Consider the following 719-nt stretch of genomic DNA (forward strand, 5'->3'; position numbering starts at 1 on the left):
TTATCGTTACTGGTGGTGCCGGTTTTATTGGTAGCAACATCGTTCATGCTTTAAATCAGCAGGGCTATAAAGACATCATCGTTGTGGATGACTTAACGGATGGAACGAAGTTCGTCAATCTTGTTGATCTTGAGATCGCGGACTACCTCGATAAAGACGATTTTCTCGGTATGCTCGACGCCGGAGCGCCGTTTGGAGAAATCGAAGCGGTCTTCCATGAAGGGGCGTGTAGTTCGACCACTGAGTGGGACGGCAAGTTCATGATGCAGAATAACTACCAATACTCTGTCGAGTTGTTGGAGTACTGCCTAGATAAGAAAATCCCCTTTCTCTATGCATCGTCCGCTGCTGTATACGGTGGCTCTGACGTTTTTAAGGAAGAGCGTGCGCATGAGAAGCCACTAAACGTTTATGGTTACTCGAAGTTTCAGTTTGATCAGTATGTACGTCGTCTCTTGCCGAAAGCTGAGTCACAAGTAGTCGGGTTTCGCTATTTCAATGTGTATGGTCCGCGAGAGCAGCACAAAGGTTCCATGTCGAGTGTGGCCTACCACTTGAATACACAAATCAAAGCGGGCGAGAACCCGAAGTTATTTGAGGGTTATGATGGCTATCCGAATGGCGGGCAAACGCGTGATTTTGTTTACGTTGGTGACGTGGCGAATGTGAATCTTTGGTGCTGGCAGAACAAGGCGACATCAGGCATTTATAATCTGGGC

General features: G+C 47.4%; 1 protein-coding gene. It reads left to right on the plus strand.

Going from position 1 to position 719, the window contains the following annotated elements; all coding sequences use genetic code 11:
* Window positions 1-2: 2 nt before the first annotated feature.
* A partial coding sequence (gene rfaD / locus A3751_RS15555; RefSeq protein ID WP_082863303.1) for an ADP-glyceromanno-heptose 6-epimerase occupies window positions 3-719 on the plus strand: 717 nt, incomplete at its 3' end.

The sequence above is a fragment of the Oleiphilus sp. HI0080 genome (assembly GCF_001635135.1).